At 36.2% G+C, this 24,685-nt stretch carries 30 protein-coding genes and 2 pseudogenes; 22 read left to right on the top strand and 10 right to left on the bottom strand.

Features of this window, described 5'->3' with window-relative positions; all coding sequences use genetic code 11:
• Position 1: 1 nt before the first annotated feature.
• From TTE_RS10445 to TTE_RS13960, 6 genes are all read left to right on the top strand, one after another.
• The gene (locus TTE_RS10445) at positions 2-577 is read left to right on the top strand and encodes an indolepyruvate oxidoreductase subunit beta (protein WP_009611239.1); all 576 of its coding nucleotides are present in this window, start codon (positions 2-4) and stop codon (positions 575-577) included.
• Positions 578-652: 75 nt separating this feature from the next.
• Complete coding sequence (locus TTE_RS10440) at positions 653-1,258, top strand: lysophospholipid acyltransferase family protein (RefSeq protein WP_009611242.1); 606 nt, start codon at positions 653-655, stop codon at positions 1,256-1,258.
• Positions 1,259-1,331: 73 nt separating this feature from the next.
• The gene (gene glmM / locus TTE_RS10435) at positions 1,332-2,675 is read left to right on the top strand and encodes a phosphoglucosamine mutase (RefSeq protein WP_011026272.1); all 1,344 of its coding nucleotides are present in this window, start codon (positions 1,332-1,334) and stop codon (positions 2,673-2,675) included.
• 249 nt (positions 2,676-2,924) lie between these two features.
• Positions 2,925-4,751 (top strand): glutamine--fructose-6-phosphate transaminase (isomerizing), encoded by a 1,827-nt coding sequence (gene glmS / locus TTE_RS10430; RefSeq protein ID WP_011026271.1) that lies wholly within the window; start codon positions 2,925-2,927, stop codon positions 4,749-4,751.
• A 119-nt stretch (positions 4,752-4,870) separates the two neighbouring features.
• On the top strand, positions 4,871-5,263 hold the full coding sequence (locus TTE_RS10425; protein WP_011026270.1) for a secondary thiamine-phosphate synthase enzyme YjbQ: 393 nt from the start codon (positions 4,871-4,873) through the stop codon (positions 5,261-5,263).
• A gap of 121 nt (positions 5,264-5,384) precedes the next feature.
• Positions 5,385-5,540: a hypothetical protein gene (locus tag TTE_RS13960; RefSeq protein ID WP_157795015.1), complete on the top strand. Its 156-nt coding sequence runs from the start codon at positions 5,385-5,387 to the stop codon at positions 5,538-5,540.
• A 24-nt stretch (positions 5,541-5,564) separates the two neighbouring features.
• Here the strand turns inward: TTE_RS13960 and TTE_RS10420 are convergent, their stop codons facing one another.
• The 8 genes from TTE_RS10420 to sigY form a co-directional block, all read right to left on the bottom strand.
• Positions 5,565-6,230: a peroxiredoxin gene (locus tag TTE_RS10420; protein WP_009610659.1), complete on the bottom strand. Its 666-nt coding sequence runs from the start codon at positions 6,228-6,230 to the stop codon at positions 5,565-5,567.
• Positions 6,231-6,295: 65 nt separating this feature from the next.
• Positions 6,296-6,925 (bottom strand): sporulation membrane protein YtaF, encoded by a 630-nt coding sequence (ytaF, locus tag TTE_RS10415; RefSeq protein ID WP_009610642.1) that lies wholly within the window; start codon positions 6,923-6,925, stop codon positions 6,296-6,298.
• A gap of 102 nt (positions 6,926-7,027) precedes the next feature.
• Positions 7,028-7,783, bottom strand: a complete 756-nt coding sequence (locus tag TTE_RS10410) for a hypothetical protein (RefSeq protein WP_009610641.1) — start codon at positions 7,781-7,783, stop codon at positions 7,028-7,030.
• Positions 7,770-8,696: an ABC transporter ATP-binding protein gene (locus TTE_RS10405; RefSeq protein ID WP_011026268.1), complete on the bottom strand. Its 927-nt coding sequence runs from the start codon at positions 8,694-8,696 to the stop codon at positions 7,770-7,772. The genes TTE_RS10410 and TTE_RS10405 overlap by 14 nt, the downstream gene beginning before the upstream one ends.
• A 1-nt stretch (position 8,697) precedes the next feature.
• Entirely contained in the window at positions 8,698-8,904 is a 207-nt protein-coding gene (locus tag TTE_RS10400; RefSeq protein ID WP_011026267.1) for a PLDc N-terminal domain-containing protein, read from the bottom strand.
• Positions 8,905-8,922: 18 nt separating this feature from the next.
• On the bottom strand, positions 8,923-9,264 hold the full coding sequence (locus tag TTE_RS10395; RefSeq protein ID WP_011026266.1) for a zinc ribbon domain-containing protein: 342 nt from the start codon (positions 9,262-9,264) through the stop codon (positions 8,923-8,925).
• Between the two features lie 4 nt (positions 9,265-9,268).
• Positions 9,269-9,685: a hypothetical protein gene (locus TTE_RS10390; protein WP_011026265.1), complete on the bottom strand. Its 417-nt coding sequence runs from the start codon at positions 9,683-9,685 to the stop codon at positions 9,269-9,271.
• Positions 9,682-10,212 carry an RNA polymerase sigma factor SigY gene (gene sigY / locus TTE_RS10385; protein ID WP_011026264.1) on the bottom strand — a complete coding sequence of 177 codons (531 nt, stop codon included), beginning with the start codon at positions 10,210-10,212 and terminating at the stop codon, positions 9,682-9,684. Before sigY ends, TTE_RS10390 begins: the two co-directional genes overlap by 4 nt.
• A gap of 150 nt (positions 10,213-10,362) precedes the next feature.
• Between sigY and TTE_RS10380 the strand changes: the two genes are divergently transcribed.
• Both TTE_RS10380 and TTE_RS10375 read left to right on the top strand, forming a co-directional pair.
• Positions 10,363-10,941, top strand: a complete 579-nt coding sequence (locus TTE_RS10380) for a YdcF family protein (RefSeq protein ID WP_011026263.1) — start codon at positions 10,363-10,365, stop codon at positions 10,939-10,941.
• 2 nt (positions 10,942-10,943) lie between these two features.
• On the top strand, positions 10,944-11,231 hold the full coding sequence (locus tag TTE_RS10375; protein WP_011026262.1) for a DUF503 domain-containing protein: 288 nt from the start codon (positions 10,944-10,946) through the stop codon (positions 11,229-11,231).
• An 88-nt stretch (positions 11,232-11,319) separates the two neighbouring features.
• On the opposite strand, the gene TTE_RS10370 is transcribed toward TTE_RS10375, so the two are convergent.
• A complete protein-coding gene (locus TTE_RS10370) occupies positions 11,320-11,691 on the bottom strand; it encodes a helix-turn-helix domain-containing protein (protein ID WP_011026261.1) in 372 nt (123 codons plus the stop codon).
• Between the two features lie 150 nt (positions 11,692-11,841).
• On the opposite strand from TTE_RS10370, the gene TTE_RS10365 reads away from it, so the two are divergent.
• From TTE_RS10365 to TTE_RS10300, 14 genes and pseudogenes are all read left to right on the top strand, one after another.
• On the top strand, positions 11,842-12,027 hold the full coding sequence (locus tag TTE_RS10365; RefSeq protein ID WP_011026259.1) for a helix-turn-helix domain-containing protein: 186 nt from the start codon (positions 11,842-11,844) through the stop codon (positions 12,025-12,027).
• Positions 12,028-12,277: 250 nt separating this feature from the next.
• Positions 12,278-12,640 carry a DUF6514 family protein gene (locus TTE_RS10360; protein WP_011026258.1) on the top strand — a complete coding sequence of 121 codons (363 nt, stop codon included), beginning with the start codon at positions 12,278-12,280 and terminating at the stop codon, positions 12,638-12,640.
• Positions 12,641-12,729: 89 nt separating this feature from the next.
• A complete protein-coding gene (acpS, locus tag TTE_RS10355) occupies positions 12,730-13,113 on the top strand; it encodes a holo-ACP synthase (RefSeq protein WP_011026257.1) in 384 nt (127 codons plus the stop codon).
• Positions 13,110-14,648, top strand: coding sequence for a bifunctional ADP-dependent NAD(P)H-hydrate dehydratase/NAD(P)H-hydrate epimerase (locus TTE_RS10350; RefSeq protein ID WP_011026256.1), 1,539 nt, complete (start codon positions 13,110-13,112; stop codon positions 14,646-14,648). Before acpS ends, TTE_RS10350 begins: the two co-directional genes overlap by 4 nt.
• A gap of 6 nt (positions 14,649-14,654) precedes the next feature.
• Positions 14,655-15,287 (top strand): LolA family protein, encoded by a 633-nt coding sequence (locus TTE_RS10345; protein WP_011026255.1) that lies wholly within the window; start codon positions 14,655-14,657, stop codon positions 15,285-15,287.
• Between the two features lie 18 nt (positions 15,288-15,305).
• Positions 15,306-16,472 (top strand): alanine racemase, encoded by a 1,167-nt coding sequence (gene alr, locus TTE_RS10340; RefSeq protein WP_011026254.1) that lies wholly within the window; start codon positions 15,306-15,308, stop codon positions 16,470-16,472.
• A gap of 88 nt (positions 16,473-16,560) precedes the next feature.
• On the top strand, positions 16,561-16,836 hold the full coding sequence (locus tag TTE_RS10335; protein WP_011026253.1) for a CopG family ribbon-helix-helix protein: 276 nt from the start codon (positions 16,561-16,563) through the stop codon (positions 16,834-16,836).
• A 2-nt stretch (positions 16,837-16,838) separates the two neighbouring features.
• Positions 16,839-17,189 (top strand): type II toxin-antitoxin system PemK/MazF family toxin, encoded by a 351-nt coding sequence (locus tag TTE_RS10330; RefSeq protein WP_031314082.1) that lies wholly within the window; start codon positions 16,839-16,841, stop codon positions 17,187-17,189.
• A gap of 101 nt (positions 17,190-17,290) precedes the next feature.
• Positions 17,291-19,303, top strand: coding sequence for a DUF5693 family protein (locus tag TTE_RS10325; protein ID WP_011026251.1), 2,013 nt, complete (start codon positions 17,291-17,293; stop codon positions 19,301-19,303).
• 1 nt (position 19,304) lies between these two features.
• Positions 19,305-20,384, top strand: coding sequence for a polysaccharide pyruvyl transferase CsaB (gene csaB / locus TTE_RS10320; protein WP_009610643.1), 1,080 nt, complete (start codon positions 19,305-19,307; stop codon positions 20,382-20,384).
• A gap of 12 nt (positions 20,385-20,396) precedes the next feature.
• Complete coding sequence (locus TTE_RS10315) at positions 20,397-21,131, top strand: WecB/TagA/CpsF family glycosyltransferase (RefSeq protein ID WP_011026250.1); 735 nt, start codon at positions 20,397-20,399, stop codon at positions 21,129-21,131.
• A 79-nt stretch (positions 21,132-21,210) separates the two neighbouring features.
• Positions 21,211-21,709, top strand: a pseudogene (locus TTE_RS10310) (IS607 family transposase).
• Positions 21,690-23,126: pseudogene (locus TTE_RS10305) on the top strand (IS200/IS605 family accessory protein TnpB-related protein). Before TTE_RS10310 ends, TTE_RS10305 begins: the two co-directional pseudogenes overlap by 20 nt.
• A gap of 146 nt (positions 23,127-23,272) precedes the next feature.
• On the top strand, positions 23,273-24,121 hold the full coding sequence (locus TTE_RS10300; protein ID WP_009610656.1) for a YitT family protein: 849 nt from the start codon (positions 23,273-23,275) through the stop codon (positions 24,119-24,121).
• A 31-nt stretch (positions 24,122-24,152) separates the two neighbouring features.
• Here TTE_RS10300 and TTE_RS10295 read toward each other — a convergent pair whose 3' ends face one another.
• Positions 24,153-24,671, bottom strand: coding sequence for a ferredoxin domain-containing protein (locus tag TTE_RS10295; protein ID WP_009610651.1), 519 nt, complete (start codon positions 24,669-24,671; stop codon positions 24,153-24,155).
• Positions 24,672-24,685: the final 14 nt, after the last annotated feature.

The raw sequence follows: 24,685 nt of genomic DNA, 5'->3' as shown, positions 1-24,685 counted from the left end.
AATGGCAGAGGTAAAAAGCGTATTGATGGTAGGGGTAGGAGGTCAGGGCACAATTCTTGCGAGCAATGTACTGTCAGAAGGATTACTTAAAAGTGGCTATGATGTCAAAATGTCAGAAGTGCATGGAATGTCCCAGAGGGGAGGAAGTGTCAACACACAGATAAGGTTTGGGGAAAAAGTCTATTCGCCGGTGATTGAGATGGGAGCTGCTGATGTAATAGTGGCCTTCGAAAAAATGGAAGCTGTAAGGTGGCTCAATTACCTCAAAAAAGGCGGCACGGTGATTGTAAATACAGTTGAGATTCCTCCTCTCTCAGTATTAATAGGGAAAGAAGAATATCCAAAGGATTTGTTGGAAATACTAAAGAGCAATGCCCACACAATTGCAGTGGAGGCTGATAAAATAGCTGAAGGCCTCGGGAATGTGAGGGCCCAGAATATAGTGCTTTTAGGAGTTTTAGTAAAACACTTGGGGCTTATGAACATTGACTGGGAAGAAGTGATAAGAAACAATGTACCTAAAAAATATATAGACCTTAACATACAGGCTTTTAGAAAGGGGCTTGAACTAAATTAAGGGGGCAAAGCCCCTTTTTATTATTTCACAGGAGATGTATAATAGTAATTGAAAAATCCAAAGGGAGAGAAGGGAATGTTTTTACTCTACAGAGTCTTGCGACTGATTGGAATTGCACTTCTCAAGATATTTTACTCCTTTAAAGTGGAAAGAGATGGTAACCTCTCAAAGGGCCCTTACATTTTTGTTTCAAATCATCAAAGTTTGCTTGACCCTGTAGCAGTAGCATGTGCCATCAAAACGCCAATTATATTTTTAGCAAGCTCGGAACTTTTTAATATTTATCTTTTGAAACCTTTTCTTTTGATAGATAAAGCGATACCTATTAAAAAGGAGTCAGCTGACTTAAAAGCCATAAAAAAGGCTTTGGAGAGATTAAAGGAAGGGTATTCAATTGGCATATTTCCAGAAGGAGGCATATCTCCTAAAGGAGTTATAGAAAAAATTTATGAAGGTGCCATGTACCTTGCTTATAAATCGGGTAAACCTCTTGTGCCTGTAGTCGTTCAGGGCACAAAGGAAGTTTTGCCTTTAGGGAAGTATGTACCTAAATTGAGAGGGAAAATAAAAGTTAGAGTAGGAGAACCTATCTCCCCTGATTTGAATAAAGATATAAAAGCAGAAATTGCAGAATTAAAAGAAAAAATAAAAGCCAGAATGAAGGAAATGCTTGCAGAATAAAAAAGGTTTTTTTGCACAATAAAGACAACTGTGATAAAATATTATCGTACGTTTTACAGAAAGGGGATAGAGAATGGGAAGGCTTTTTGGGACTGACGGTGTGAGGGGAATAGCGAACAAGGAATTAACTCCACAACTGGCTTTTGAGTTGGGGCGGGCAGGAGCTTATGTCCTTACAGAGGGAAGTCACAGGCCAAAGGTTGTGGTGGGAAAGGACAGCAGGATTTCAAGCGATATGTTGGAATGTGCTCTTATTGCTGGGCTTACATCTCTTGGAGCAGAAGTGGTAAGTGTAGGAATAATTCCTACGCCGGCAGTAGCTTATTTGACTAGGCTATATAAGGCAGATGCTGGAGTTATGATTTCAGCTTCTCACAATCCGATTGAGTATAATGGAATAAAATTCTTTGATAAGTTTGGCTACAAATTGCCTGATAAGCTGGAAGACAGGATAGAGGAAATTATAAATGAAAAAAAAGAACTTCCTGTTCCTACTGGCATTGGAATAGGCAGAAGAAAAGAAAGCTTGACTTCTCACAGGGATTATATAGAATTTTTAAAGTCTACCATTGATACAGACTTAAAAGGGCTTAAAATAGTGATTGACTGTGCTTATGGGGCAAGCAGCACAGTAGCTCCTATTTTGTTTAAAGAATTAGGAGCAGAGGTAATTGCTTATGCGGCAGAGCTTTTAGGAGAAAAAATCAATGTAGGCTGTGGATCCACGCACCCTGAGAAATTGCAGCAGCTTGTAGTAGAACATAAAGCGGACCTGGGGCTTGCTTTTGATGGAGATGCGGACAGATTAATTGCAGTTGACGAAAAAGGGAATATAGTAGACGGAGACCATATAATGGCTATATGTGCTATTGATATGAAAAGCAAAGGGAAATTAAAACACAATACTGTGGTAGCGACAGTCATGAGTAACATAGGATTTGAAATTGCTTTAAAGGAGCATGGAATTAAGCTTATAAGGACAAAGGTAGGAGATAGATATGTATTAGAGGAAATGATAAAAGGTGGATATTCTATTGGAGGAGAACAGTCAGGACATATAATTTTCATAGATGACAATACTACAGGAGATGGAGAGATAACAGCTTTAAAACTTTGTTCAATAATGAAACATACAGGTAAAAAACTGTCTGAACTTGCTTCTTGCATGACTACCTATCCTCAGGTACTTGTAAATGCCAAAGTGAAAAATGAGCTTAAAGAAAAATATCTAGAAGATGAAGACATAAAGAGAGAAATTGAAAAGCTAGAAAAAGAAATGGAAGGGAAAGGAAGAGTTCTCATAAGACCATCTGGCACAGAACCTCTCATAAGAGTTATGGTAGAGGGTGAAGATTACGCTAAAATCAGCCAGATGGCAAAAGAGCTGGCTGATTTGATAGAAAGAAAATTGAACTGATTTTTTGAAAGGAGGGATGCCTATAGAGGAAGATGTAGAGTCGAGATTTAATGTAAGCTTTAATTTAGAAGCGCCTGGACTTAAAGCCTTAAGGCTTTAAGTTGACGAGGGCAGGGTTTATCGAGACATCGGCGGGTGCCCTGCGGTCTTCCTGCGACCGTTAGAGGACTGGTAAAACCACAGGCGACTGTGGCATAGAGCAGTCCGGGCAGGAAAATTTTATAAACTCACAGTGAGAGGAGACGCAATATGTGTGGGATTGTAGGATATATAGGAGATAAACAAGCAACACCTATACTGCTGGAAGGTTTGACAAGATTAGAGTATAGGGGATATGATTCGGCAGGAATTGCCATTTTACACAATGGCAATATAAATATAAAGAAAGCTAAAGGAAGGCTCAATGTCTTAAGAGAACTGGTTGAAAAAGACTATATGGAAGGTACAATAGGTATAGGGCATACCAGATGGGCAACCCACGGAGAACCTTCTGATACCAATTCGCATCCTCACCTATCCCAGTCAGGCTTAATTGCAGTTGTTCACAACGGGATTATTGAAAACTATCTTCCTCTGAAGAAATGGCTGATAGAAGAGGGTTATAATTTTATATCAGAAACAGATACGGAAGTGGTTGCAAACTTACTCGAATATTACTACAATGGCGATATAGTTGAAGCGCTTAGAAAAGTGCTGGATAGGATTGAGGGGTCTTATGCTCTGGGGGTTTTGTGCAAGGACAATCCGGATATGATAGTAGCAGCAAGAAAAGAAGCTCCTCTTATAGTAGGTATAGGAAATGGTGAGAATTTCATTGCTTCAGATATACCTGCAATTTTAAAATACACAAGAAATGTATATTTCCTCGATGACCACGAAATTGCCATAATCAAAAAAGACAGTGTAGAATTTATAGATGTTTTTGGAAGGAAGATAGGCAAATCTCTCTTTGAAGTGAAATGGGACGTAGAAGCAGCTGAAAAGGGCGGCTATGAGCACTTCATGATAAAAGAGATTCATGAGCAGCCTGCCGCAATAAAAGATACTTTGAGGGGAAGGATAATTAACGATTCCCAGATAGTCCTTGACAATATAAACATCACAAAGGAAGACCTTGAAAAAATAGAAAAAATCTTTATAGTAGCTTGTGGAACTGCATATCACGCAGGAGTTGTAGGGAAATACGTGATAGAGAGTTTTGCACGAATACCTGTTGAGGTAGATGTGGCTTCTGAGTTTAGATACAGGAATCCGATTGTGAATGAAAGAATTCTCACAATTGTTATAAGCCAGTCAGGGGAGACGGCTGACACAATTGCTGCATTAAAAGAAGCTAAAAGGAAAGGCTCGAGAGTCATAGCTATAACAAATGTGGTAGGAAGTTCTGTATCAAGGGAAGCAGATGAAGTCTTGTATACTTGGGCAGGACCTGAAATAGCCGTTGCATCTACAAAAGCTTATACTACACAGCTCATAGCTTTATACCTAATTGCGCTGGACTTTGCCTTAAAGAAGGGGACTATGAGCAGTACAAAGGTTGTAGAGATTATCTCTGAACTTAAAAAACTACCTGACAAAGTTCAATACCTCTTGGACAACAAAGAAGTGATACAAAAATTTGCCTCTGAACATTACAATGTGAAAGACGTATTCTATATTGGTAGAGGTCTGGATTACGCTGTTGCCATGGAAGGGTCTTTAAAGCTCAAAGAGATATCTTACATCCACTCAGAAGCATACCCAGCTGGAGAGTTAAAGCACGGAACGTTAGCATTGGTAGAAGAAGGTACTTTGATAATTGCACTGGCTACACAGGATGACCTCTTCGAAAAAATGTTGAGCAATATAAAAGAGGTAAAGGCCAGAGGAGGATATGTGGTTGCTTTTGCAAAGCAAGGAAACCTGCAGCTGGAAGGAGTAGTGGACAAAGTCATATACATCCCCGACACCTTAAAAGAACTCACTCCTGTGTTGACAGTGGTCCCTCTCCAGCTTCTGGCATATTACATGGCTGTAGAAAAAGGCTGTGACGTGGATAAACCGAGGAACCTTGCAAAATCTGTTACTGTGGAGTAAAATTTAAAGGGATAGGCAGTCTTATACTGCTTGTCCCTTTTTAGTTTATAAAGGCAGTTCTTCCTTCAATAATAAAAAATGCAATAAATTTAATTGGTAGATAAAGGAGGCGTATCTGGATGCAGAGTGTGTATATAAATACACCATTGAGAGAAGTCATGATAGATATTACAAAAGAGGTGGAAGAAGAAGTTAAAAAATCAGGAGTAAAAGAAGGAATTTGTGTAGTTTTTGTGCCCCATACAACAGCTGGCATTACAATAAATGAAAATGCAGACCCAACAGTAAAAGAAGATATTTTATCTGCTCTTGACAAAATAATACCCAATATTTCTTTTAAGCACCTTGAAGGAAATTCTGATGCTCATATAAAAGCTTCATTGGTAGGGAGTTCTGTAACTGTGCTTATAGAAAACGGTGAGCTTGTCTTGGGAACTTGGCAGGGAATTTATTTTTGCGAATTTGATGGGCCGCGAAGAAGAAAAGTGTATATTAAAATTATCCCCTCTTAACCCCTTCGGAGGGGTTTTTATTTTATGGCAATTTCATATATACGCTGGTACATATAGAAATATATATTCATTGAAATAAAGGAATATATATGGTACAATGGGGATGGCAAGGGGGATAAAGATGTTAAAATTTAGGAGAATAATTTTGTGGATTGTGATTCTTTTTTTAGTAATCACAATACCTCTTTTGTCATATGCAAAAAGTTTGCCTAAATTTTCTTTTGGGTCAAGACTTTTGTACACAGGAACTATGGTGTATGACTTCCAGAACAAGTAAAAAAGTTTAAGCCGGATTTCCGGCTTAAACTTTTTTATAGCACAAGTACCAGTCTGTGCAAGTGTACCCTTCGACGTTTTTAAGCCTTTGTTTAAGTTCGGGATAAGTTTTTGGAGGAGGTACAATTACAGGCATTCCAGGATACCAATTAGCAGGAGCCAAAACTTTGTATTTATCCACTGTTTGGAGAGCATCTATTATTCGTATTATTTCCTGTATATTTCTTCCTATTTCTAGCGGATAGTAGAGGATGAGGCGGAGTATTTGCTTATCATCTATTATAAATACTGCTCTGACAGCGCTTGTAGAAGTTTCTGCAGGAGATATCATTCCGTATAGTTTTGCAATTCTCATGTCTTTGTCTTCAATTATAGGGAAGGGAATTTCTACACCTGTGGTTTTATATATATTTTCAACCCAAGCAAGATGAGAAGGATTGCTGTCCACGCTTAAGCCTATTAACTGTACGTTTCTTTCTACAAAACTAGTATAAACCTGTGTGAAGGCTATGAATTCTGTAGTACATACAGGTGTAAAATCCCCCGGGTGAGAAAAAAGCACTACCCATTTTCCGCGGTAATCGGAAAGTTTAATAGGACCAAACGTGCTGTTGGCTTTAAAGTCGGGAGCCGGAGCTCCTATCTGAGGGAGACAGACTCTTGGTATATTTTCTATTGCTTCTGTTTCCATATAATCACCTCTTAGCTTTTACTTGACTACTACATTATATTCGCAAATCAAAAGATATGTTATTGCTAAAACAGCGCTTTATAGGCTATGATAAGTAGAATTATTCCGCTTATTACAGTGCCAAATTGTCCTATTGTAAAAGACCCAATCTTTATGTTGGCAACTTTTGAACCTAGTTTTACTCCTCCCCACACCGATATAAAACTTCCTATTGCTGTAGTAAAGGATATTGCAAAAGGGGAAAAACCTAAAAGCCCTGCTCCTAAACCGTTTGTCAGAGCATTTGCAGAAAGAGCAATTCCTAAAAGGATGGCTTCACCTACACCTATCTCTCCAGATTTGTCTAAATCGGCAATTTCGGGATTTTCTAAAATGCTTTTTATAGATTTTGGGTTAGTACAATCTTTTGAAGGTATTGAATTTGTCCCTTTTCGAGGAAGAGCCATCAGAATAATTCTAAGGCCTATTATGAAAAGCAAGAAGGCTCCAACTATTACAGGTAGAGTCCCGGGAAGAATTTTATTCAGCCATTTGCCAAAAAGTATTCCGGAGAGGCTAAAAAGGAAGGCGATTACAGCTATTATTGTGTTTGAAAAAATGTTTATTTGTATTTTTCTTATGCCATATGAAATCCCTACGCCAAAATTGTCTATACTGGCTGATACTGCAAATCCGAGGATGATCAACCATTCCATATACTTTCACCCCTTTTCTCTAACGCTCTATTTATAATACGCGCTAGAAGGAAAAGGGGTGAATCTAAATAAAGGAATAAATAAGATTTTTCCTAGTTTTTTCTAAGCAAAAGTGTTGTTTTTATAATTTTTAATTGTCAGTAAAGAAAGGATTATACAATATAGCAACACAGAAAAAATTGTGGTTAATATATTTTCTGTAGTAAAAGAATTTGCAAGTGAGATAAGGTTGTAAGGAATGAACTTGGCTATTTTATCAATATTTACTAATAGCGCTGATATTATGTGAAGCATTAATACCAGTAATGCGGCTAATACGCCTTTTTTAAAAATGCTGCTTAAAAACATGAGTAATATTATAACGAAAAAGTAATAAATTGAAATTAATGCGGCTGATATCAATACATTTTTAAAAGCGATGATGTTTTCACTAAAAAGTGTAACTGCATAATAATAATTTATGATAAAACCGGTTATTATAAAAATTGATATTGTAATTGTGTAATGAAATGTCTTCGCTATTATAACAAATGATAGGTTGGCACCTTTAGAATAAGGCAATACCAATTTTTGTGAAGATATTTCATCACTTACAGTTCCCATGAGTGTTAAAAGCACTATTAACAATGATATTTGGTTTAAGTCTTTTATGTAATTTTGTACAGCAGATTTCATGTCGATTTGTATTAGAGAAGCCAAATCACCGTTTATTTTACTTTTAAGTATTTCTGGAAGCAATTTAAGGAGTATGGGGTCAAGTATGGCAAAGAGAATAATCCCAATAAAAAGTAGTAGATACTTGTACTGTCTCCACGATTCTAGCATTTCTTTTTTTAAATACGCTTTAAATGTATTCATTTTGCTTCACCAGCCTTATAAATATATCTTCAAGTGTATTTTCTCTTTGCTGTAGTGAAATAACAGGTATATCAAGCTTTGATAGTTCACTGAGGATATTCTTTTTTGCTAATTCAATGTCATTTATGTAAATACTTACAGTATCATTTTTTATTTTAATGTCAGCAATCCATTTTACATTATTAAGCTTTTTTTTGATGTTATGAGGCAAATTTTCGAAGACAATATCGTATATGGGTAGAGCATATTTTTGTTTTAATTCTTTGATTTTTCCTGAAAAAATAATTTTACCTTTATCGAGTATACCGATATAATCACAGACTCTTTCTGCATCGCTCAGGATATGAGTGGATAATAAAATCGTTTTTCCATTTTTCTTCATTTCCAAAATTTGATTAAATATATCATATCTGCTTTCTGGATCTAAAGCGGATGTTGGTTCGTCTAAAAAAATTATTTCAGGATTATCTAAAAGAGCTACTGCAAGTCCTAATTTTTGTTTCATTCCTCTTGAATAAGTTTGTATTTTTTTATTAGCGGCTTCTTTTAATTTAACTAGATCAAGGAGTTTATCTATTTCTTTTTTAGCTTTTTTGTAAGGAATACCTCTTATTTTACTTATAAAGAGAAGATATTCGCTTCCAGTCATATAGGTATAAAAAGTAGGGCTTTCAGGCAAATAACCTATTTCTTCAAGTGGTTTTCTTTTATTTTTGTCTAACATTTTGCCATTGATGTATATCTCGCCCCTATTATAATCAATAAGTCCTGTTAAAATATTCATTGTGGTAGTTTTGCCAGCGCCATTACGCCCTAATAAGCCGTATATGGTTCCTTTTTCAATTTCAAAACTTATTCCCTTTAAAACTTCATAATTTCCATATTTTTTTGTTAGATTAAAAACTTTTATCATGCTATTCTCTCTCCCTGCCTATAGTTAAAAATATAATGCAACCTAGTATCTCTCCAAAGATTATAATTAAAAGCCACGCCCATTTTGGGAGATATTTAACTTTGTCTTTTGAAAGTCTGTAAATTGAAAATACCGTAAGTCCCAATTGGATTATAAATAAAGGAAGAATGAGTTTTATTAATTCAGGGTTGCTTAATTTATTTAACATGATTTTGCCCTCCTCAAATTATTTTAATTTTGTTGAGCATTCGGGACAGTATGTCCAATCCTCTTTTATTTCGGTTCCACATTTCGGGCATGTTTTCTTTAAAGAAGCACCGCAATAGGGGCAGAATTTGTAATCATTTTTTACTGTTTTTCCACAATTAGGGCATTTGAAATGTCCATACCTCGTTACAAAAAGGTATATGATTAAAGAGGAAGGTATATTTAGAAGTCCGAAAAGTCCCCATGCCCAGTAGTATTTTTCACCACGTTTTTTTGCATCTATAAAAATCCATAAAGCTTGAAGAAATAATAAGGGTATTACAATTATTAGAAAAATTAATGTGTTTTTAGATATTGACATTTTATCATCTCCTTGGAGTTTTTAATTTGTAAAAAGGTATTAAGATTAATGGTAAATTAAGGTACAGGAATATTTGTAGATAAAAGTATATCCGTATATCCAAGTTTGTTATAAACAAGATTGATGATATTAAAAAGACTATTGATGCGGCAATGAAAATAAGGAGTTCGAATTTTTCTTTTCTTTTATTTTCTGTTTGATAAGCTTTTTCTATAATTTTTGTAATGTCTATTTCTAAGGCTGAGGTGTCAACTTGTGTATTTAAAATTTTCATATAATCTAATGCCAGCTCTAATTTTTCTTTGAATCTATTGCAATCATTGCAATTTTCAATATGTGAAATAATTTCTATATTTTCGTCAATTTCACCGTAATGCATATCGATTATTTTGTTTTGTATTTCTTTACACTTTTTTTTCACAGCAAATCCCTTCTTTCCATTTCCTTCATTATCTCTTTTATAGCATTGTGTAAACGCGAACGCACCGTTCCTACAGGACAATCTAGTATTTGTGCAATTTCTTCGTATTTGTAACCATAATAGTGTTTTAAAATAAAAGTTGCTCTTTTCTCATAAGGAAGTTTCATTAAAATGTTCATTAGTTCCTTATATTGAAGGTTTGAAATAGCGGTTTCTTCTATGTTTTCCGTGTTATTTGTAGACATTTCTTCAACAAGTTCAACATTTTTATGTTTTCTTAAATAATCTTTAAATGTATTAGTGGCAATTTTTAAAAGCCATGTAGAGAATTTAGCTTCAGGGGCAAATTTTTTAATATTTAAAATAGCTTTAAGCATTGTATCCTGTGCAATATCTTGGGCAAGTGTAGGATTGCCTGTCATTTTAATGCAATATCCCAGTAAAGTATTATAGTTTTGTAAGAGGAGTTCATTTAGAGCGTGTTTATTGCCATTTTTGGCTTTATATATCAATTCTTTCTCTTCCATCACCTGCCCACCTTTCCTTAAATTAAACGCTAAAAAAAGAAAAAAGTTCACGAATTTATTCTATCAAAAATAAATCCTTGGAAATTAATTTTTATAGTGTATAATTGTATTAGATTTTCATTGTTGTGCAAAGTCTTGGAGGCATTTTAAATGAGTCGATTTCTAAAATTGGTTGTTGTTTTAATTTTTGCATTGTTTAGCATTATTGCAATATTGGCATACCAGATAATTTCCTTTGGGTTTACAGAAAAACCGAAAAAGTCTGATGCGATAATAGTTTTAGGGTGTGCAGTGTATGGGGATGCGCCGAGTCCATTTTTTAAGGAGAGACTTGAAGAGGCTTTAAAGCTATATAAAGAAGGGTATGGCCGTTATATAATAATTTCTGGAGGAAAAGGACCAGGAGAGAGCATTTCAGAGGCGGAAGCTGGAAAGAGGTATTTTCTTGAAAAGGGGGTTGCTTCTAAAAATATTTTGCTTGACAATAAATCTTTTTCTACCTATGAGAATTTACTTTTTTCCAAGGAAATTATGGAGAAAAATTCATTAAAAACTGCAATAATCGTTTCAAATAAATTCCATTTAAAGAGAGCGAGCGTAATAGCAAAGAGGATTGGAATAGATGCGAGTTTTTCGGGAGTTTTTGTAAAAGAATATGTTGGAGATGAGGTTTATGGTTTTTTAAGGGAAGTACTGGCATTGCTGTATACCTACTTAAGGGGATGGTAGTGATGGTTGTGTCCTATTGCAAGCTTTACTTAAGAGCTAACTGGGTGCATTCTTTAAAGGAAAAAAGGATGATTACAAAGAGCATTATAGGAAAAGTGAAAAGTCACTACAATGTGTCTATTTCAGAAGTGGAAAATCAAGACGCCCATAAGTCAATTGTAATAGGTTTTTCTGTATGCGGAAGTGATGCTTTGCTGACTAATAAGATAGTGCAAGAGGTAATAGATTATATTGAGCAGAGCACGGATGCGTATATAGAAGATATAGAAATGGATACCATAAAAGTGTAAAATATAAGTGGCATTTTGTGTCAGTGATTTAGAGTGATAAAGGACACAAAATGCCACTTTTTTTGAAAAGAAATGATTAATAATTAATCTAATTTTTTTCTTCAAAGTATTTTTCTAGGTCAGTTGTGTTAAGACACACCTTTACGTATCCTTCTATGTCCCTTTTCCTTTCTTCGGGGAGTTCTTTTATAGCTTTTAGGAGAAGATCTTCACTTTTGTCTACAGAATATTTCTCTTCTTCTTCCTTTACTTCTGAAGGCATTTCACCGGTCAAAAGCCAGTCAATAGAGACGTTTAATGCGTTTTTTAGTTTGATTAAAGCGTTTGAGGAAGGCATTGACTTATTGTTTTCAAGGTCGCTTAAATTTCCTGGGGATAATCCTGTCAATTTGCTAAGAGCAGGTATTGTCAAGTTGTTTTTCTTTCGGGCGTATCGTATTCTTTCTCCTACAGAATTCATCCCAAATCCTCCTTTGTATCTGAATTACGATATTAGTATTGACAATTTCGCAATTCAGATATATATTTAATGTAGTGTTAATTCTTAATCATAATTAATTTTATCACAAATATTTTGACTTTTACACTGTTCTTTCAAGGGGGTGAAAAAGTGAAAAAGAGAAAGCTTACCGAGTTTGGAAAGCTAGTAAATGATAGATTAGCAGAGCTTAACATGACGCAAAAGGAACTTTCACAGCTTATAGGGACGAGTGAGCCGTATCTTAGCATGATCTTAAGAGGAGCAAGGTCAGGCAAGAAGTACAAAGAAAAGATAAAAAAGATATTAAAACTCTAAAAAATTTTTTCGACATTTTTGATTACATATTTGGATGTAAATAAGATTTTTTCCAATATTCGACTTTATAAAAAGAGGTATAAAAGCAAAAGACAGTCTGACAATTGGCTATTGGCGTAAAAAAGAGATATATTCTGTCGATAAAAAATTTTCGAAAAAATAAAGGATTTTTTAGAAAAAAATAGAATATAATAATATGGATTGTGAGTTAAGAATTAATCCTAAAAAATAAGGCGGAGGGGGTAGTAAAATGTATTACAGGAAAGTGAACGGGTACATATCGACAAGGGAGGCTGAGGACAGGACTATTTTTACACGTTATTCAGTGATTGTGTCTGAAGTAGAGGTTTTTAACGGAAAAGAACAAGTGAAATTGCCGTCTTACGGCATTGAAGTTCTAGAGGAGGTTTTTGAAGGAGAAAAAAGGGTGGAAGTGGTAGAGGAAAAAGTAGCCAATGTAAGTCCTTACTTTGAAAAAGTGGACAAGCTGGCTCAGTTGTTTAAAGAGATGCAGGTTTCTCCAATTCACCTGCCGGAGATTTTGGACGATATGTGGGAGGACTTGATTAGAGATTACGACATACAGGTAAAATTGCACAAGGTGGCGATTTAAAAGAAGGTGTTACGCCTTCTTTTTTTTTGAAGGAATTTGCGAAATAAAAGAGAATAATATTATTGGAGATTTACTGTTGGAGGGATGAGATGGAAATTTTTGTTGGAACAGACATAATGGAAGTAGAAAGGATAAAAAAAATATTGGAGAAAAGGCCGCATTTTCTTGAAAGAATTTTTACGGAAAAGGAAAGGGAGTTTTTAAGGAAAAAGAAAAACCCATGGCCCCACTTAGCAGGATTTTTTTCAGCAAAAGAGAGCGTTTCAAAAGTTTTGGGGACGGGGATAAGAGGATTTAGTTGGCAGGACATAGAGATAATACACAATGAGTACGGTAAGCCCGAAGTCGTACTAAAAGGAAAGGCTAAGGCTATAGCAGCAGAAAAAGGGATAAAAGAGATAAAATTGTCCATTTCTCATACCTCTGATTATGCGATGAGCGTTGCTATTGCAGTAGGAGGTGAAAACAGTTGATAGTGTTAACATCGCAACAGATGAGGGAAGTTGAGAGGATAGCTATAGAAAAGATGGGGATTCCTTCTATATGCTTGATGGAAAATGCCGGAAAAGAAGTGGCCTGGGAAGTGAAACGGGTGATGGAGGAAAATGGATTAAGCAGTGCAGTTGTGATCGCAGGGAGAGGGAATAATGGTGGAGATGGCTATGTAGTAGCTAGGAATCTTTATAATTGGGGGATAGACGTAAAAGTATTTGTGATAGGAAGCATTGGTTCAATTTCCGGAGATGCGAGAGTTAACCTTGAAGCTATACGGAATCTGGGAATCTATGTAGCTGAAGTGACGCAAAAAGAGCATTTGAAGTTTTTAGAAAAGACCCTCAAAGATTCTGATTTAGTTGTGGATGCTATCTATGGTACAGGGTTAAGAGGAGAAGTCACTGGGCTTGCAAAAGAAGTAATAGAGCTTATAAACCAGTCAGAGAAGTTTGTGGTAGCAGTAGATATCCCTTCAGGGCTTAATGCTGATACTGGGAGAGTAGAGGGAGCTGCTGTAAAGGCTCGTATTACTATCACCATGCACTTTTTAAAGCCTGGCCTTTTAATATATCCTGGAATTGAATATGCTGGAGAGGTAAAAATTGCCGATATAGGGATTCCTTCTCGTCTTGCTGCAGAGGTCAGACCATCGTATCACTATGTTGTTTCCCAGGATGTGGCTCTAAAGAGCAGAAACCCGGATACGCACAAGGGAGATTACGGAAAAGTCCTTATAGTTGCTGGGTCGAGAAGTATGACCGGGGCAGCTTTTATGGCAGCTAAAAGCGCTGTTAAGACAGGCAGTGGCCTTGTGCGATTAGCTGTGCCTTTAAGCATCCAACCTGTTATTCAAAGTGCCCTATATGAAGCTATAATTTATGGTCTTAATGAAGAGGGAGGAGTTATTTCTTATAAGTCTTTATCTCAGATATTTGAACTTATAGAACAGAGCGATGCTGTAGCTATTGGCCCAGGATTGACTCATGAGGGAGAGGTTTCTAAGCTTATAGAAGATGTTATAAGAAATACGGAAAAGCCATTGGTGCTGGATGCTGATGCTTTAAATGCGCTGGTAGGGCGATTGGAGGTGGTAAAAGGCAAGAGAGTGATCCTGACACCTCATTACGGAGAGATGGCAAGACTTACTGGTCTTAAAGTTGAAGATATAAAAAACAACATATTTGAAGTGGCAAGGTCTTTTGTGAGGAGATATGAGGTTACACTCGTGCTAAAGGGTGCTAGAACTGTAATAGCTACTCGGGATGGGAGCATATATATAAATAGCACTGGAAATGCTGGAATGGCAACAGGAGGAAGTGGAGATGTGCTGACAGGCATGATTGTTTCTCTTTTGGGGCAGGGCTTTGAAGAGGAAAAAGCAGCAGTTTATGGGGTATTTTATCATGGGAAAGCAGGGGATGTAGCGAAAAAGTCAAAAGGCGAATATGGGATGACAGCAGTGGATATACTAGAGAGTATTCCTGAGGCGTTAAGTGAAGGTTTAAAAGGGTGATAGGTATTGAAAAAAAGGGCATTTGTGCTAATTTTGCTTATGTTATTTTTACTTGCCTCCTGTTCAAGAGAAGAAAAGAAGATAAGAGACCCTTTTGAGAGCATAAAGAGTAAACTTTCAAAAATGGAGAGCTATACTGCAGAGGCTACAGTAGAGTTATATCACAACAAATTTGATACCAGTTTTACTGTATTTCAATTTTACAGCAAAGGGAAATTTCGGCTAGAAGTTTTTGAAAAAGAAGAACAGCCGGACAAGATTGTGGTGTACGATGGCAAAAGAAGCTACGTATATTTTAGAAAAGTGGACCAGATTTTTGTAGCAGAAAATGAAAAAGAAATTCCTCTTTTTTCAATGATTTCGTCTTTTGCAAAAAATTATTTTGAAGCGGGAGGGGAGATAGAGAAAAAGGTTTTAGACAACTCTTACTTAGTTACAGTTCCTATACCAGAAAGAAATGTCGTTATGTACAAAGAGGAGATGATTTTTTCAAAAAAAGATTTAATACCTGTGGAGCTGCGTATTTTTGATATAAACAATGAGCTTTTTGCTAAAATTACCTATAAGGATTTTCAGTATAATCTTAAGCTTCAGGATGACCTGTTTTCTGAAGGAACGATTAAAGAGTCGATGAGATGAACAAGAGGGGGATTTTTGATGTTTGATGAGATAAGGCCCACAAGGGTAGAGGTAAATTTGGACAGTATAGTCCATAATTTTAGGGAAATAAAGAGGGTGGTTGGAGATAGGGTTAAAGTGATGGGGGTTGTAAAGGCCAATGCGTATGGCCATGGGGCGTATCACGTTGCGAAAGCATTAGTAGAAAATGGTGTTGATTATCTTGCTGTTGCTACAGTAGAAGAGGCATTGGAATTGAGAAGCTACGGGATTACTGCCCCTGTCCTAATTTTGGGTTACACCCCTTTAAGCCAGGCAGGAGAGGCTGTGGAGAAAGATGTGACTTTTACCGCCTTTGATTTAAAGTATGTAAAGGAGTTAGGGGAAATAGCCAGTAGGAAAGGAAAAAAAGCAAAAATTCATGTAAAAATTGATACAGGGATGGGACGGATAGGGTATACTGATTTTGATTTAGCAGAAAGAGAAATTGAAGAGATGTCAAAGCTTGAAGGGATTGAATTGGAAGGCATATTTAGTCATTTTGCTACTTCCGACGAAAAAGATAAGGACTATGCGAGGGAACAGTTTGAAAGATTTGCGGATATGCTAAAGCGTTTAGAAAAAAGAGGAGTAAATATCACTTTGAAGCATATTGCTAACAGCGGAGCTATAACTGATTTAAATTATGCATATCTTGACATGGTAAGGCCCGGAATAACTCTTTACGGCAGTTACCCTTCTAATGATGTTAATAAAATTTTAGACTTAAGACCTGCCATGAACTTTAAGACCAAAATAGTCTACATAAAAGAAGTGCCGGAAAATACTTCTATAAGCTATGGAAGAACTTTTATAACTAAAAGGCCTAGCAAAATAGCTACTCTACCGATAGGATATGCGGATGGACTCAACAGACTTCTTTCAAATAACCATGAAGTGCTGGTTAGAGGTAAATATGTGCCGATAGTAGGTAGAGTATGCATGGACCAGACCATGATAGATGTGACAGAAGTAGAGGGAGTAGAGGTAGGAGACGAGGTGGTCATATTTGGAGAGCAGGAAGGAAAGAGGATAACGGCAGATGATATAGCTAAAAAACTTCGCACTATTCCTCACGAAGTATATTGTGGAATATCTAGAAGGGTACCTAGAATATATATTTACAGAGGAGAAGTTTTCGATGTAAAAAATTATTTAAAAATTTAACTTTTATAGTATAAAATTTACAAATCGTTGACATCATATATATGGTGGTATATAATGAATTATATAGGTGCGTAAGGAGGTCCTGAAAGTGGGCGAAACAAAGCGGATTCTCGTCAGTTTGCCTCAAAGCCTGCTGGAAGAAGTTGATGTTCTTGCCGCTATGGAAAACAGAAATCGCAGTGAGTTTATAAGGGAAGCGATGAAATTGTATATACGTGAGAGGAAAAAAGCGCAGATACGAGAAAGCATGAAAAAGGGTTATATGGAGATGGCAGCTATAAATTCTGAACTTGCGGAAATGGGCCTAACCGCAGAAAATGAATGTTTTGCAGGTTATGAAATGAAACTGAAAAAGTGTGATTGATTATGGTAGTGAAAAGAGGAGACTTGTTTTATGCCGATTTAAGCCCTGTGATAGGCTCTGAACAGGGTGGAATTCGGCCTGTACTTATAATTCAAAATGATATAGGGAATAAGTATAGTCCCACTGTGATCGTAGCGGCAATAACATCACAGATCAATAAAGCAAAGCTGCCCACCCATGTAGAGATAAATGGGGCTGAATACGGCCTTCAGAAAGATTCTGTGATTCTTTTGGAACAGATAAGGACTATTGATAAAAAGCGTTTGAGGGAGAAAATAGGACATCTTGATCAGGAAATGATGGAAAAGGTCAATGAGGCTTTACAAATAAGCTTGGGATTGATTGATTTTTAGGGGAACTTGCTCCATTCAAGTTCCTCTTTTTTTGTTGTTGTGATATAATATGAATGGTTATGTATTTATCCTTTCCGTTAAGAGAAAAGGGGAGTGGAAACTTGAATCTTAAAAGGGTGCTTATTTTCACAATAATTTTTTCTTTAATTGTATCTTTAATAGTAGATTTTGGAAGAACGAGGGCTGAAAATGAATACGATACCGTAGAATTTGTGGGGGATTTGAAAAGCCTTAAAGATTTTGCTTCTTTTACGGGAGAAGATTTAAAGTCTATATTGACTAAAATGAAGGAAGCAGGTATGGATGGAGTCGCTGTGAATGAAGTGACTCTGGAGAGCCTCCAGCAGGCAGGGAAAATATCTGTAAGCCTCTTAAAAGATGTTGAAAATCTATATCTTCTTTCTGGCAATCTGGGAAATTTGGCTTTAGAGGACTACCTCAAGGGACTTTCAACTAAAGATATAGAAAAGTATAGCAATTACATTGTAGTGAGTACAAAAAATGCAAATACTTTTAAGTTTTTAAAAGAAGCTTTAACTAAAAGAGTGTCACCGAAAGACTTAATAATCCTTTCAAAAGGGAATGATTTTGCTTTTATAATAAACAAGCCTAAAGAGGTATTTGTGACAAAGGGTTTGGGATTTGATGAAAATGAGCTTTTTTACATAAAATCCCTTGGCTTTGACTTAATACCTCGCGTTGAAAATTTCACGGGAATAAAGGATAGGGATATAACAGAATATGTAAGTATTTTAAAAAAATACGGAGTTAGAACGGTTATTTTCAACGGGACAGATGTGCTTGGAAATCCAGAGAAAATTTCGTATGCAGCTTCACTGTTCAAGGAAAACGGGATAAATGTGGGGATTATTGATGTTCCCATGGGCAAAAAGCTGCAGGAAGGTATGAGTAAATTTGCAAAATTTACCGGTTATAGGGGTATAAAGGTATACGGCCTTTCAGAAAAGGAGACTCAAAAATACGATTGGGAAGAAATTGTAAACAAATGGTTTAGAGGTATCATAGAAAGGAATGTGAGAATTATATATGTGAGAGCTAAGATAGATGATTCTAAAAGCCATCAATACAATATTAAAGAGAATATAGCGATGATTAAGGATGCTACTGACTACATAAAAAGAGCAGGTTTGAAAGTTGGCATTGCCAAGCCACTTCCTGAAGTGCATCAAGGGAAATTCATAGAAGTTCTTATCAGCTTGGGAGTTGTTGCAGCTGGGCTTTTAATTCTAGAATTATTTGGTGTGAGTATAAGGTTATTAGCGATCTTAGGGATAATAGGTGTAATTGGCGTTTCAGGGATTTTGATGAGCAGATTCAACGATTTGGGTGTAAAAACAGTTGCTTTGGCTTATTCTATAGTATTTCCCTCTTTAGGGATAGCTTATTATGTAAACAGGTTAGATGAGTTTTTAAAAGGTAAAGGAGAAAATAATTTTGTTTGGCATGCTTTAAAGATATTTTTTATTTCCCTTGCGATATCCTTTGCTGGAGCTTTGTCCATAGGAGCTATAATGGCAGACAGCAAGTACATGTTAAAAATTGACTATTTTAGAGGTGTGAAATTTTCATTTATACTACCGCTTATATTCTATGTTTTTTACTACATATGGAGAGTGTATGAGACTCACAATTTTAAGGCTTTCTGGAGCAAAATTAAGGAGTTTTTGGATTTGGACTTGAAAGTATGGCATGTGATGGCTTTTGTGATAGCTGCGGTAGCAGGAATTCTCTACATATCTAGAACTGGCAATGAGCCAATAATAAAACCTACTGAACTTGAGCTTAAATTCAGAGACTTTCTTGAACATACTCTAATTGCTAGGCCTCGCACAAAAGAATTTTTAATCGGAGACCCTGCGCTTTTAATTGGCCTTTACACTGTTTTGAAAAAATTCAATGGCTGGGCTTTTGTAGCAGGACTTTTGGGCTCTATTGGTATTTTGTCCATAACCAATACCTTCAGTCATGTGGAAAGTGTGCTTATCATCGCTATAGAGAGGACTTTGTTTGCATGGGTTCTGGGGGCTTTAATTGGATTGATTGGCATCTGGCTGTTAAGCAAGATTTTAAAAAATACAAAAAAGGAGTATTGATATGAAAGCTGTTATATCAGGGTATTACGGGTTTGACAACATAGGTGACGAAGCAGTTTTGAAATGCATTGTGTATGGGTTAAAGCAAAGAGGGGTAGAGGATATAACAGTTCTGTCTAATAAACCTATCGAAACCAGCAGGAAGTACAAAGTCAAAGCTGCGAACAGAAATTCTCTTAAAGAGATTTTCCGGGCAATAAAAAGAGCAGACGTAGTGTTAAGCGGTGGTGGAAGTCTTATCCAGGATAAAACTAGTAGCAGAAGTCTGTGGTATTATCTTGGGATAATGATATTGGGCAAACTTTTAAGGAAGAAAGTGTATGTAGTAGGGCAGGGAATAGGTCCTGTAGAGAAAAAATTTGATAGATGGCTTGCTAGTATTGTTTTGAATAAAGTAGATGGGATAACAGTGAGAGATCAGCTCTCTTATGAGTTTTTGCTGAAGGAATTAGGGATTAAAAGGGAAGTTGAAATTGCAGCTGATTTTGCGATAAATTTTCCTCTTGAAGAAGTTGACGACAGGGTGTTTGAAAAAATTCTTGAAAAAGAGGGAATAGACCTTCTTTCTCAAGAATACCTTTTGATATGCCCAAGGGAATGGGGGAATTTCGAGCTTTCAAGAGTAGAACTGGCGAGGGCGGCAGATTTCATATCGGAGGAATACGGATACAGAATCGTTTTTTTGCCTTTTTATCATGAAGATATAGAAGAAAGCGACAGGATTGCCACTTACATGAAAATGCCTTCTGATATTTTAACAGAAAAGTATGATGTAGAAGAAATTCTGGCTATTATAAAAAGGAGCGAGTTTTTAATCGGCATAAGGCTTCATTCTCTGATTTTCGCTTTTATATCGCTAGTTCCTTTTGTAGGAATATCTTATGACCCAAAAATAGACGGTTTTCTTCATTCTATAGGAGAAAAGAGCGTAGGGGATGTAAATTCATTTACAGCAGAGTCTATTTTAGAAAGAGTGGGGGACATTTTGAAAAACAGAGAAGATTACGTGAAAAAGATGGCTGATTATCTGGAGGAATTAAAGAAAAAAGCAGAAATGAATTTTGAAATACTGTTTAAGTGAAGGTGTAATAATATGGATAAGTTGTATATATTTGGAGTACCAATACATAGGGTTACAATGATCGAAGCAGTTGAAATTTTAAAAGGTTATCTTAAAGAGGATAGGATTCACATAGTGGCAACTCCTAATGCAGAGATCATAATGATGGCTCAGAAGGACGAAGAGTATAAAAAAATCTTGAATGAGACTGACCTTAATGTGCCAGATGGCAGTGGAGTAGTGTTTGCTTCAAGGGTCTTCAATAAGCCTTTAAAAGAGAGGGTTGCTGGGTTTGACCTGATGATGGAATTTGTAAAATGGGCATCTCATAAAGATGTTTCGATATATCTTTTAGGAGCAAAACCGGAAGTTGTTGAAAAAGCACAAAGTAATTTAAAAAATCTTTACCCTTCTCTTAAAATAGTTGGATTTCATCACGGTTATTTTAATGAAAAAGAAGAAGAAAACATCATTGAAGACATAAATAAAAGGGCTGCACAGGTGCTTTTTGTGGCATTAGGAGCTCCTAAGCAGGAGAAGTGGATATATAAAAATAAGGAGAAGCTTAAAGTGAAGATAGCCATGGGGGTTGGAGGAAGCTTTGATGTTATTGCAGGCAAAGCAAAAAGAGCACCAGAAATTTATAGAAAGCTTGGACTTGAGTGGCTATATCGTCTGATACAAGAGCCCTGGCGCTATAAAAGGATGTCAGCACTTCCCAAATTTGCTTTTAAAGTGCTTTTAGCTAGATTAAAAGGAGATTTTTAAGCAAAGGAGGTTCAAAACAGTTAAAATTAATAGTAAAAATGATACAATTTTAATTAGATGATAATAAAAGTTACTAACTATAAAAAAAGTTAAAGAGTTATACGATATAAGTAGAATTAGATTAATAAATTGGGAAAAAGAAGGATTAATAACTCCAGTAAGAACACCAAAAGGGAGAAGAAGGTACAAGAAAGAGGATATAATGAAGTTATTAGGTATACTAGAAGAAAAACCAAAACCAAAAGTAGTTTTGTATGCAAGAGTATCTACAAATAAACAGGAAGAATATCTTAAGAATCAGATTAGAAGGCTAGAAGAATATGCCAATTCAAAAGGATGGCAGTATGAAGTTATATCCGAAATAGCAAGTGGAGTAAATGAAAATAGAAGGGGGTTATTAAAGTTTTTGAACAAGATAAAAAGAGGAGAAGTTGAAAAAGTTGTAATAGAATATCCTGATAGGCTAGTGAGATTTGGCTTTAAATACTTTAAATATCTTAATAGCAATAGTAACATCTTTCGCAGCAAGAATTTACGGACAAAGGGGCGATAAAAAACATGATAGTGATACAGGCTAAACTCATTTTTTTAAATCAACAAGACAAACAAATAGTATTAGACTTAATGAGAAGATGGTCATCATGTATGAAATTTGCATACAAGAGGCTTCTAGAAGGTTATGATAGAAAAACATTAAAAAGAGATCTTCAGGGAACATTTGACTTAAACTCAAGATATGTAGATGATGCAATAATGAAAGCAAGAGGTGTATTAGAATCATCTAGACAATTAGACAACAATCCAAAGAAAGTCATTTTTGGAGGAAGAGACTTATTTAAAAAACTTCAAAATCGCCATATAAATGGGAAGGAATATCAAAAATTAAAAACAAAGTGGCAAGAAAAATGAAAAGGAAATCTATATTCAAGAGGGGATAAGAGCAAAAAAGGAAATCTCAACACAAGGATAAAAGTAAAAGAAAATGGCACTTTCTTAAGGATAAACGTGGGAGAAAGAAAATATGTATATGCAAAAATAGAAGCGGGATGGAAAAAGAATAAAGACAGAGAAGAACTCCTTCAGAAAATTGCGGAATCAAATATACCCTACTCTGTAGAATTAAAACTTAAAAATGGCAATATATACGCCTATTTTGCTATAGAAGAAGAATATCCGAAAATAAAAATAACAACTGACAAAGGAGTCATAGGAATAGATGTAAATGCATATCCAGACAACATATCATGGGCAGAAGTAGATGAAAAAGGTAATTTAATAAGCTATGGGAATATACCAATGCCAGAACTATCAAGTGGCAGTAAAGACAAAAGAGAATACTTCAGATGGCAGTATGCTCATGAGATAGTAAAAATAGCAAAAGAGAAAAGAAAGGCAATAGTGATTGAAGAATTAGACATAAAAGAAAAAGGCAAAAGAGGAGACTTTTCAGGGAGGAAATCAAGAAGGATAAGGCACAGCTTTAGCTATAAATCCCTTCTTTCAAAAATAAAAACTCTGGCAAAAAGAGAAGGGATAGAAGTAATAGAAGTAGACCCTTCTTACACATCAATAATAGGGATGTTAAAATATGCACCGCAGTACATGGTAACAAAAGATATATCAGCAGCCTATGTAATAGCAAGAAGAGGGTTGGGCAAAGAAGAAAAAATACCGAATAACTATATAAACTTTCTCAACACATTGACTGTAGAAGAATTAGAAGAATTAAAAAAGCATGTAAAAAATACTGTCAAAAACAAGTATTTGAAGAAAAGGCACTTAAAAGAGATAAACAGAGCAATAAAATTTTTACAAAGCCTTGAGAGTGAGTCAGGAAAGGTGCTAAGACCTCTGTATGGAACAAGTTTTAGTGCCAATGATTTCTGGCAAGTTCTCAAGGTAGCGGTGGTAACACCACTCTCTCCTGAGAAGGTAAAAAGAGACTTCTCTACCCTGAAAGGATTGATAATTCAGGGTAAGTGGAGAGACCCGTAAGGGGCGCAAGTTCCTGCTTCTTGGGGCAGGGGCTATGGCTTTCCCAAATACCGCCTGCTGGGGCTGGGAAAGTCTGAAGGGCGGACTATAAATACCCCAGCTGTCTAAACTGTAGATTTTTGTACAGTTTGGGTAACCAGGAAAATATGAGGAAGATTACTGCAAAAAAAGTAATAATAGATTTTTTCTGGGTGACAGTAGGTACAATTCTTGTGGCCCTTTCTTTAGATTTATTTCTGGCGCCTAATAAGATTGCACCTGGAGGAGTTAGTGGCCTTGCAGTAGTATTGCAGCACTTGTTTGGATGGCCCATAGGAGCTGTGACCTTGGCTATTAATATTCCCCTTTTTTTAATTGCTACAAAAGTTTTAGGGACAGGGTTTGGAGCGAAAACCCTTTATTCTACGATTTTGCTGGGGGTTTCTATAGATGCTCTCGCTTTTTTGAAGCCTTTGACCCATGATACAATGCTGGCAGCAGTTTACGGCGGAATAATAATGGGGGTTGGACTTGGCATTGTCATAAAATATGGCGCTACTACTGGTGGCACTGACATGGCGGCAATGACTTTACACAAGTACATTCATTTTTTGAGCGTAGGAAGAATCTTACTCATCATAGACTTTATAATAATTACCATGGCAGGGATAGTTTTTAGCCCTGAGCTAGCTTTGTATGCTCTTGCTACAGAGTTTATCACTATCAAAGTAATTGACCTAATCCAGGAAGGCAGTGGGGACGAAAGAATAGCCATAATAATTTCTGACAAGTATGAGGAAATCACAAAGTCTATACTTGAGGAGATGGAAAGAGGTGTTACAGAGCTTAAAGGGAGAGGAGGATATTCCAAGCAAGAGAAAAATGTGCTGCTTTGTGTAGTTACCCGGAGAGAGGTTACTACACTGAGAAATTTGGTAAAAAGCATTGACCCCTCTGCTTTTGTAATACTCTCTACTGCCCATGAGGTGTTGGGTGAGGGGTTCAAAAATATGTGAGAAAAAATTCCCCTTTTCGAGAGGGGAATTTTTATCTGTCGAAATATATGTTTTTGCCTGTAGCAGAAAGAGGTATTCCCACTACAATTTCGCCTTCAATCATTTTAAGCCTTTTGGCGCTCACCCCAATTCTGTACATGATTCTGTTGTCCACATTTAAAATGCTTGCAGTTTTTACAGCAGAACCTATTGCTATTCCAAGGTCGATTAACCTCCAGGCGCATATGGGACCGTCAAATTCCGCGCCTTTTCTAAAATCTGGCATGTCGTTGCAAAAATCGTATCCGCAGGCTCCACAGTTTAAACCTACCTTTTGTGCGTTGCTTAAAGATATGAGCAGGACAGCGCCGGATTTTGCTACGTTATTTCCGTCCCTGTCAAAATTTCTTTTACCTGTCTCTTCACCGTATTTTATCATGTCTTCTGCAAGTCGAATCAAATCGTCTCCTGTTACAACTTTTGTTTTGATAAAATCTTTTCCTGTGGCTTTAGGAGCTGTTCGAGCTGATAAAGCCATTAAATGAGCAGCTAGTTCTATTACATCTACCATAGCCTTTTATTCCC

This window comes from Caldanaerobacter subterraneus subsp. tengcongensis MB4 (genome assembly GCF_000007085.1).
In the GTDB taxonomy this organism is placed as follows: Bacteria; Bacillota; Thermoanaerobacteria; order Thermoanaerobacterales; family Thermoanaerobacteraceae; genus Thermoanaerobacter; species Thermoanaerobacter subterraneus.
This window is presented reverse-complemented; position numbering and strand designations above follow the sequence as displayed.

Coding starts and splice junctions, on each gene's coding strand:
- TTE_RS10445 (WP_009611239.1), top strand. CDS start 2: ATGGCAGAGGTAAAAAGCGTATTGATGGTAGGGGTAGGAGGTCAGGGC.
- TTE_RS10440 (WP_009611242.1), top strand. CDS start 653: ATGTTTTTACTCTACAGAGTCTTGCGACTGATTGGAATTGCACTTCTC.
- glmM (WP_011026272.1), top strand. CDS start 1,332: ATGGGAAGGCTTTTTGGGACTGACGGTGTGAGGGGAATAGCGAACAAG.
- glmS (WP_011026271.1), top strand. CDS start 2,925: ATGTGTGGGATTGTAGGATATATAGGAGATAAACAAGCAACACCTATA.
- TTE_RS10425 (WP_011026270.1), top strand. CDS start 4,871: ATGCAGAGTGTGTATATAAATACACCATTGAGAGAAGTCATGATAGAT.
- TTE_RS13960 (WP_157795015.1), top strand. CDS start 5,385: ATGTTAAAATTTAGGAGAATAATTTTGTGGATTGTGATTCTTTTTTTA.
- TTE_RS10420 (WP_009610659.1), bottom strand. CDS start 6,230: ATGGAAACAGAAGCAATAGAAAATATACCAAGAGTCTGTCTCCCTCAG.
- ytaF (WP_009610642.1), bottom strand. CDS start 6,925: ATGGAATGGTTGATCATCCTCGGATTTGCAGTATCAGCCAGTATAGAC.
- TTE_RS10410 (WP_009610641.1), bottom strand. CDS start 7,783: ATGAATACATTTAAAGCGTATTTAAAAAAAGAAATGCTAGAATCGTGG.
- TTE_RS10405 (WP_011026268.1), bottom strand. CDS start 8,696: ATGATAAAAGTTTTTAATCTAACAAAAAAATATGGAAATTATGAAGTT.
- TTE_RS10400 (WP_011026267.1), bottom strand. CDS start 8,904: ATGTTAAATAAATTAAGCAACCCTGAATTAATAAAACTCATTCTTCCT.
- TTE_RS10395 (WP_011026266.1), bottom strand. CDS start 9,264: ATGTCAATATCTAAAAACACATTAATTTTTCTAATAATTGTAATACCC.
- sigY (WP_011026264.1), bottom strand. CDS start 10,212: ATGGAAGAGAAAGAATTGATATATAAAGCCAAAAATGGCAATAAACAC.
- TTE_RS10380 (WP_011026263.1), top strand. CDS start 10,363: ATGAGTCGATTTCTAAAATTGGTTGTTGTTTTAATTTTTGCATTGTTT.
- TTE_RS10375 (WP_011026262.1), top strand. CDS start 10,944: ATGGTTGTGTCCTATTGCAAGCTTTACTTAAGAGCTAACTGGGTGCAT.
- TTE_RS10370 (WP_011026261.1), bottom strand. CDS start 11,691: ATGAATTCTGTAGGAGAAAGAATACGATACGCCCGAAAGAAAAACAAC.
- TTE_RS10360 (WP_011026258.1), top strand. CDS start 12,278: ATGTATTACAGGAAAGTGAACGGGTACATATCGACAAGGGAGGCTGAG.
- acpS (WP_011026257.1), top strand. CDS start 12,730: ATGGAAATTTTTGTTGGAACAGACATAATGGAAGTAGAAAGGATAAAA.
- alr (WP_011026254.1), top strand. CDS start 15,306: ATGTTTGATGAGATAAGGCCCACAAGGGTAGAGGTAAATTTGGACAGT.
- TTE_RS10330 (WP_031314082.1), top strand. CDS start 16,839: ATGGTAGTGAAAAGAGGAGACTTGTTTTATGCCGATTTAAGCCCTGTG.
- csaB (WP_009610643.1), top strand. CDS start 19,305: ATGAAAGCTGTTATATCAGGGTATTACGGGTTTGACAACATAGGTGAC.
- TTE_RS10315 (WP_011026250.1), top strand. CDS start 20,397: ATGGATAAGTTGTATATATTTGGAGTACCAATACATAGGGTTACAATG.
- TTE_RS10300 (WP_009610656.1), top strand. CDS start 23,273: ATGAGGAAGATTACTGCAAAAAAAGTAATAATAGATTTTTTCTGGGTG.
- TTE_RS10295 (WP_009610651.1), bottom strand. CDS start 24,671: ATGGTAGATGTAATAGAACTAGCTGCTCATTTAATGGCTTTATCAGCT.